Origin of the sequence: Neptuniibacter sp. UBA6509 (assembly GCA_002435145.1) — a bacterium.
Classification (GTDB): Bacteria; Pseudomonadota; Gammaproteobacteria; order Pseudomonadales; family Balneatricaceae; genus Neptuniibacter.
In genome coordinates this window covers 56,632-63,154 of the sequence record DJLT01000132.1, presented here as the reverse complement: position 1 = coordinate 63,154, position 6,523 = coordinate 56,632, and the positions used below count along the sequence as shown (strand labels likewise).

The window sequence follows — 6,523 nt, the reverse complement described above, 5'->3', positions numbered from 1 at the left end:
CACATGCATCAAATTAGAAACTAATAGCTCTTCTTGAAGAGTGCCTGTCCCTTCTTATCTTCGGAAAAATACACATGCATCAAATTAGAAACTAATAGCTCTTCTTGAAGAGTGCCTGTCCCTTCTTATCTCCAGGCATCGAATTAGAAATTAACAGACCTTCTTGAAGAGCGCCTGTCCCTTCTAATTTCACATGCATCGAATTAGAAATTCACAGACCTTCTTAAAGAGCGCCTGTCCCTTCTTATTTCTTGAAAAGTGCCTGTCCCTTCTTATCCTGACTTATTTAACTGATTTACAACAGCCACCATAACTGCTCCACACATTGATAATGACAGTAAAAAAACAATAGTTCGTATCACCGAATTACTCCCAGCAATTAATTCTTCTCCTCCATACGGTAAGGTAATATTTTTTCCTAGTAAAATATTAACCACCCAATGAAAGAAAAATACATACAAACCTAAGAAAACAAACCATTCCCCATCAAAAAGAACTACGGAGTAGCCAGCGACTATGGGGAACATGATAAAGAAAAGAATACCTATGCCCCAAACCAAATAGTTTTTATTATTGCCCATCACTCAAAACAACTCCGGTAGTGTCTACGGAAGTATAAACACTTCCAAATTCTGACATTCTACTATTTGAAAAGTGTCTGTCCCTTCTTATTCTCCTCTAAACCCTGAAGAATAAAAAAGAAGAACCACCAGCAGCCAAAAGGAATCAGCTAAACCGCTGAGGAAGGCTATCGAGCTAAAAAGGACCTAAACGCACAAATAGCTTCTTAAACCACCCACCTAACCAATCCTACCTAACAACCGAAGAAATACACATGCATCGAATTAGAAACTAATAGCTCTTCTTGAAGAGTGCCTGTCTCTTCTTACTTTATTCTTTATTCGTAGAACCTATCCATTTCCTCTATTTCTTCTTTTGTAGGTATAGCACCCGGTGGCACAGAGTGAATGATAACTAGGCTGTCAGCCTTGCCTAGCTCATTGGTAGTAATTATTTCATCATCAGTTTTAACTGGAGTATAGAACGCAATCCCACACTCTATTCCGCTTGCGGACATATAGTTTTTAACCTGCTCTTCGGCAGTATTAATGTGATCATAGAATGCGCTATAGTCCCTCCCCCGTTTCAGTTCAACTATCACTTTTTCTTGACTATCAGATACAACTAAATCGATATATACCCTGCTACTACCTATTTCTATTTTTTCGTTAGTTGATAACGTCCAGTTCGGTTCAAAAGAAGAGACATAACCTGATAATGACCCCAACAGCTCAGCTTCAGGATATTTTGAGAGACTTTCATGGTTCCTGATATAGAACGACGAATAGCTCTTTAAGACTTCAACCAACTTTTTAAAGAAGCTTAATTCAGTATAATGTTCCAAAGATTTCTTTTCGGATTCAATAAAACTGGCAGTTCTTCTTAATGTTGATTTAAAGGATAGTTTTTCAACAATTTGATCTAGTAGTATGTTTACGAACGATGAAACAGTAACAATCGCCATAAATGCTTCATGACTATCAAATGAAAGCTGGTAATCGTGAGTTGATGGATTTCTCCAGTTCTGTCTATAGTTAGAAAATAATGCCATCACACGTCCATTAAGTATGGAACTCTCGGACAAATACTGTTCTATTTCGTAAGGTGTTTTTCTTGAAGCGTTTTGGTCCTCTAGGATTTCATAGGCTTCTTTCAAAATTCCTTCAAAAGCATGGTTTGTTCTATATACAACATCAGTAAAATAATAGTCGCTACCTTCAAGGCCTAAGCCGTAATACCTTTCCGATACTTCTATATGAACTAGAACCGCCTTAATTCCATTAGGCCGATCTCCTTCATTAACTAAGTCAATTTTATTCTTAATTTCTTTTAAAATATCCATATATTCACAACTTAAATAACTTTTTCGTGTTGCAAAGCAACTTGATGTTACGGATGCCTAACGCCCTGTAGTTGGCTCAAATGTATAACGAAGCAGAACCAGCCAACCGTTATTTATCCCACTTGAACAGCTTTTTAGACATTTTTTACGGCATAGCTTCGGAATGTATTTGCCACTTTTAATGCTAAGTCTAAATACCTTTCAGCCTCTTCCTCTGTAAGAGTAAAATCAGGCATATGTGTAGCTTGATTCCTTAGTTTTCTCAAACTGTGGAACACCGACAATGTTTCTTCTGGGATATGCTTCAATGCTATTAAATGTTCAGCAAGCAAAGCGGGTGATCGCGGATTAGATTCAAGACCAGCTTTTTCAGCTGCCGCAGAAACAGCAATTTCGACATCTAACCAAGCTTCAAGGATTGCGGCTCTTGGCGATGCCTCTGCTATACGTTTAAATTGTTCATATTGAGTTAAAGCAGCTCGAGTTGTTGCCTTCTCCCAATTTTTTGGAAGCTCTTTTTTCAAATTACTTGCTGTAATTTCAGCTTTATTAAGTTGTTTATCAAACTTTGCTTCTACATCTTTATATTTAAACTGAGACATTCTTCCAAGAAGTGCCCTAAGTTCACCTTTAAATATATAACCAAGCCAAACAGCCGCAATTGGCCATACGACTGAATCTATTATTTTTACTAAATGTTCCATGTACACCTGTACTCTCGAAATGCATAACATTTGCATACACAGGGCTCCGTGTACCCACCCCGCAATAAACCAAAACCAAACATAACATTTTGAAAAGGAAGGAAAAACTATAGAAAAACACAGACACCTTCCCTGACAAACCGCGCATGCTGTAAATCAATTGATCTACATGCTCTTCTCACAAAGGCTCCGTAACTCGACCCTCGCCCGACTTCCATCTGTCTAATTTACATACATTTGTAACGCAACAAGGCTGTCAAAACAACAAACCCAGCTACCTCTTTAGACGCACACCTAGACTAAATATGACTTACTGAGAATTAAGCCTCAAACCCAAAACAGACCCCAAACACAAAAAAGCCCGCTTTCACAAAAAAGCAGGCTCTATTTATCTAAGATATATCCTTATCTCCGAAAACTAACTCAAGCCACCCTTTCTGCTTCCTTCTCCGCACCAACCCGTCCGCGACTAAACGCCGTCAACATCGCTTGAAGCGCCGCAGCCGAAGTATCCTCATTAGTCGCTACCGCATATTCCACAGCACCATTAATCGCGACACAAATTGAAGCCAGCGCTTGCGCATCGGTTCCTGCCCCAATTGAATGTTCGTCAAACTGGCTAACCTCAATGGTGCAGCGGTATTCGGACGCTAGCGCATCGCAAAGAGCTTCTAAAGCGCCTGCGCCTTTGCCTGAAAATTGGGTGCTGCCAATCGTGAACTGGGCAGTGACTTGGCTTGATTCTGTATGCAGTTCGTAATCACTTAACTGCCACTGAGGTGCCACCGTTACAAAAGATTGTTCGTAGATCGCTTTAATAGAGCTCGGCGATACCTCTATCCCTTGCTCCTCTGCGGCACTTTGTACTTTTTTACTTAAAGGCGTGTGCATCCATTTAGGTAGCTCAATACCAAAATCACGCTCTAGTACCAGTGCGACGCCGCCTTTTCCGCTTTGACTGTTGATACGTACAACCGCTTCATATTCACGGCTAATATCACGCGGGTCGATCGGCAAGTAGGCCACATCCCAGTGCAGTTGATTGTGCTCTTTGTGATAGTTAACGGATTTACGAATCGCATCCTGATGGCTTCCAGAAAAAGCGGTATAAACCAGTTCACCAGCCCACGGGTGACGTGCGGCAACAGGAAGCTCATTACAGTATTCTACAACTTCGATAATCTCTGGAATATCCGAGAAATCCAATTCAGGATCGATCCCTTGTGAGTACAAGTTCATACCCATGGTGATGATATCCATGTTACCAGTGCGCTCGCCATTACCCATCAGCGTGCCTTCGACACGGTCTGCACCGGCCATTACACCCAATTCAGCAGCGGCAACACCACAACCCCGATCATTATGGGTATGTAGGCTAATACGTACTTGATCGCGCTGTTTTAAGTGGCGGCAAAAGTATTCAACCTGATCGGCAAATACATTGGGGCTCGACATCTCTACCGTCGCCGGTAGGTTAATCACAACTTTCTGATCGGCTGTTTGTTTCCATTGCGTAATGACGGCATCACACACCTCTACGGCGTAATCCATCTCTGTGCCGGTAAAGCTTTCGGGGGAGTATTGAAACTGCCATTGGGTTGCAGGGTATTGAGCCGCATAATCTCGCACCCATGATGCCCCCTGAACAGCAATCGTTTTGATTTCATCGCGGCTCATATTGAAAACTTGTTCACGCTGTACAACCGAGGTGGAGTTATACACATGTACAATCGCGCGTTTCGCACCGTCTAACGCTTCATAGGTACGTTTGATCAACGCTTCCCGTGCTTGCGTTAACACCTGAATGGTTACGTCTTCAGGAATGCGCTTCTCTTCGATCAATTTACGCACAAAATCAAAATCTGGCTGAGATGCCGAGGGAAAACCGACTTCGATCTCTTTAAAACCAAGCTTAACCAATAGCGTGAACATTTTAGTTTTTTGTTCAACTGACATAGGGTTGATCAGCGCCTGATTGCCGTCTCGCAGATCCACACTACACCAATCTGGTGCTTTATTTATCTCTTGATCTGGCCATGTACGGTCAGTCAAACGGACAGTTTCAAAACGACGATATTTGCGATGATCAAACATAACGCTTTCCTATGCTGTGCTATTAGTAGTGCTGTCTATTTAGTAGTGCTATCTATTAGATCGATTAAAACCTAATGATTAATTTTTTGTATGAAGGGCGTGCTAAACCCACTGTCTAGATTGATAACAAACAAGACAGCGGGGTATTGAATCCGGTGTTTTCTTAGCCGATTCTTTTTTAGCAGGTCGTTCTAATCAGCTTGCGCTTGTGACACTGAGAGAGAGTTCGATAAACCCTGTTTGGCTGGTGACGCTCACTTTTGGTGATTGCTCCCTCACATACTGATTGGTATGTGATTTATAACCTCCCTATTTAAAACTTGCTTTAAGTTCGCTTTCTCTACGTCCTTAAAATTGCCTTTAAATAAGTTCTCAACCGATGAAGATAAGTTTATAGCGCATTGTGCGCAATTACCGTTCTTAATCAGCCAACTTTTAACAATTTGCGCAATTAAACAAAAGCAATTATTCTAAATACTCAACAATAATTGCTATCAAGATAAAAACCATGAAATCTTCTGTCTCACTTGACCGCTTTGATCTAAAAATATTGCACGAGTTACAAGAGAACGGCGACCTCTCCAATCAAGATCTGGCCGATCGGGTCGGTTTAACCGCGGCTCCTTGCTCACGCAGAGTGAAAGCATTGGAAGAGTCCGGGGTTATTCGTGACAGGGTCTTTCGTTTAAATGAGAAGGCGATCGATCTTAATCTGTTCGCTCTACTGCATATCAGTATGGATAAACATATCCCTGAGCGATTTGAGGAGTTTGAGCGTACGATTCAATCACTGCCCGAAGTGATGGAGTGCTACCTCATTACAGGGCACGACGCTGACTACCAACTGAAAGTAGCGGTGCCCGATATGGATAGATACCAAGATATTTTGTTAGGGAAAATCACCCGTATACGCGGCGTAACGGGGGTTAAATCCGCGTTTATTATGCGTAAAGTCGTGGACAGCACCGCTATGCCACTGGATTACGTTGAGCGTTGAGATTTTTTGAATCAGGGTAATTTCCACACTAGGCTTCACACGGTGAGATTAGTCATATATTTATGACCTTAGAAGCCATCAAAACATACAAGTCACTTGTAGCTTTGGCGTCACCGAATTTAATACTCACGATAATGGTGACAGTATCTTCTCACGAATGGACCAAGCGCTCTATCAAGCAAAAGATTTAAATAGGAACAATGTAAAACTCATGCCTAACTAAGGAACCTAAATAGAACGCTCTCTCCCCTTCTTACTTATTCAGCCAAAGCGAGTTTCTCAGCGCAAGGCATGACTGCAACAGAGCCAACTTTTTTATTCGATTTATTCAAGATGTAGTCATTCAACTTTTTAGCTGTGCGGACAACCACATTCCATTTCCACTCTTCAACTAAACCAAGGCTATCTTGGCTTTTAGGTTCCCAAGCTTTCGCACGTTTTTCAGTGCTGTTATTGGTTTGGCTAGCATTCAGCCCTTTCACACTATTACTCTTAAGTTCTAACTGAATAAGGCCCCAACCTTCCGCACGATAGCGTGTTGCACCTTTAAACTTTCGAGACGTCACAACCTGCTGTGTAATAACGAAGTTATCCGACGCTTCAGTAGGCCACAACATCAATGTCGCTGTTTTGCCTAACTGCGAAGAGAAATTATTAAGCTGATAATACTTAATCACCTCTGCACTATTATGAAACTGTACTAATTCCGTATCCGGTTCAGAGTATTTTTGATAAACATTACATTTCAGCTCATTAAAAATGAGATCCAAAATCATTTTAAAATCATTATCTGCCGCATAAAAATTACAATTAGGCATCGCTATC

At 41.3% G+C, this 6,523-nt stretch carries 7 protein-coding genes; 2 read left to right on the top strand and 5 right to left on the bottom strand.

All coding sequences use genetic code 11. From position 1 onward, the window contains the following. Positions 1-272 precede the first annotated feature (272 nt). From B4K11_RS18335 to leuA, 4 genes are all read right to left on the bottom strand, one after another. Positions 273-581 carry a hypothetical protein gene (locus tag B4K11_RS18335; protein ID WP_292954318.1) on the bottom strand — a complete coding sequence of 103 codons (309 nt, stop codon included), beginning with the start codon at positions 579-581 and terminating at the stop codon, positions 273-275. Between the two features lie 317 nt (positions 582-898). After that, on the bottom strand, positions 899-1,903 hold the full coding sequence (locus B4K11_RS18330) for a hypothetical protein (RefSeq protein WP_292954321.1): 1,005 nt from the start codon (positions 1,901-1,903) through the stop codon (positions 899-901). 134 nt (positions 1,904-2,037) lie between these two features. Beyond that, on the bottom strand, positions 2,038-2,607 hold the full coding sequence (locus B4K11_RS18325) for a hypothetical protein (protein ID WP_292954324.1): 570 nt from the start codon (positions 2,605-2,607) through the stop codon (positions 2,038-2,040). Between the two features lie 423 nt (positions 2,608-3,030). Beyond that, on the bottom strand, positions 3,031-4,701 hold the full coding sequence (gene leuA / locus B4K11_RS18320) for a 2-isopropylmalate synthase (protein WP_292954327.1): 1,671 nt from the start codon (positions 4,699-4,701) through the stop codon (positions 3,031-3,033). 508 nt (positions 4,702-5,209) lie between these two features. Between leuA and B4K11_RS18315 the strand changes: the two genes are divergently transcribed. Both B4K11_RS18315 and B4K11_RS18640 read left to right on the top strand, forming a co-directional pair. Beyond that, positions 5,210-5,698: an Lrp/AsnC family transcriptional regulator gene (locus tag B4K11_RS18315; RefSeq protein ID WP_292954330.1), complete on the top strand. Its 489-nt coding sequence runs from the start codon at positions 5,210-5,212 to the stop codon at positions 5,696-5,698. A 58-nt stretch (positions 5,699-5,756) separates the two neighbouring features. Then, on the top strand, positions 5,757-5,921 hold the full coding sequence (locus B4K11_RS18640; protein ID WP_414689282.1) for a diguanylate cyclase domain-containing protein: 165 nt from the start codon (positions 5,757-5,759) through the stop codon (positions 5,919-5,921). A gap of 34 nt (positions 5,922-5,955) precedes the next feature. Here the strand turns inward: B4K11_RS18640 and B4K11_RS18310 are convergent, their stop codons facing one another. Then, on the bottom strand, positions 5,956-6,516 hold the full coding sequence (locus B4K11_RS18310; protein ID WP_292954333.1) for a hypothetical protein: 561 nt from the start codon (positions 6,514-6,516) through the stop codon (positions 5,956-5,958). Between the last annotated feature and the right edge of the window lie 7 nt (positions 6,517-6,523).

Bases quoted from the DNA above. Each gene is read 5' to 3' on its own strand.
- B4K11_RS18335 (WP_292954318.1), bottom strand. From the start codon at position 581: ATGGGCAATAATAAAAACTATTTGGTTTGGGGCATAGGTATTCTTTTC.
- B4K11_RS18330 (WP_292954321.1), bottom strand. From the start codon at position 1,903: ATGGATATTTTAAAAGAAATTAAGAATAAAATTGACTTAGTTAATGAA.
- B4K11_RS18325 (WP_292954324.1), bottom strand. From the start codon at position 2,607: ATGGAACATTTAGTAAAAATAATAGATTCAGTCGTATGGCCAATTGCG.
- leuA (WP_292954327.1), bottom strand. From the start codon at position 4,701: ATGTTTGATCATCGCAAATATCGTCGTTTTGAAACTGTCCGTTTGACT.
- B4K11_RS18315 (WP_292954330.1), top strand. From the start codon at position 5,210: ATGAAATCTTCTGTCTCACTTGACCGCTTTGATCTAAAAATATTGCAC.
- B4K11_RS18310 (WP_292954333.1), bottom strand. From the start codon at position 6,516: ATGCCTAATTGTAATTTTTATGCGGCAGATAATGATTTTAAAATGATT.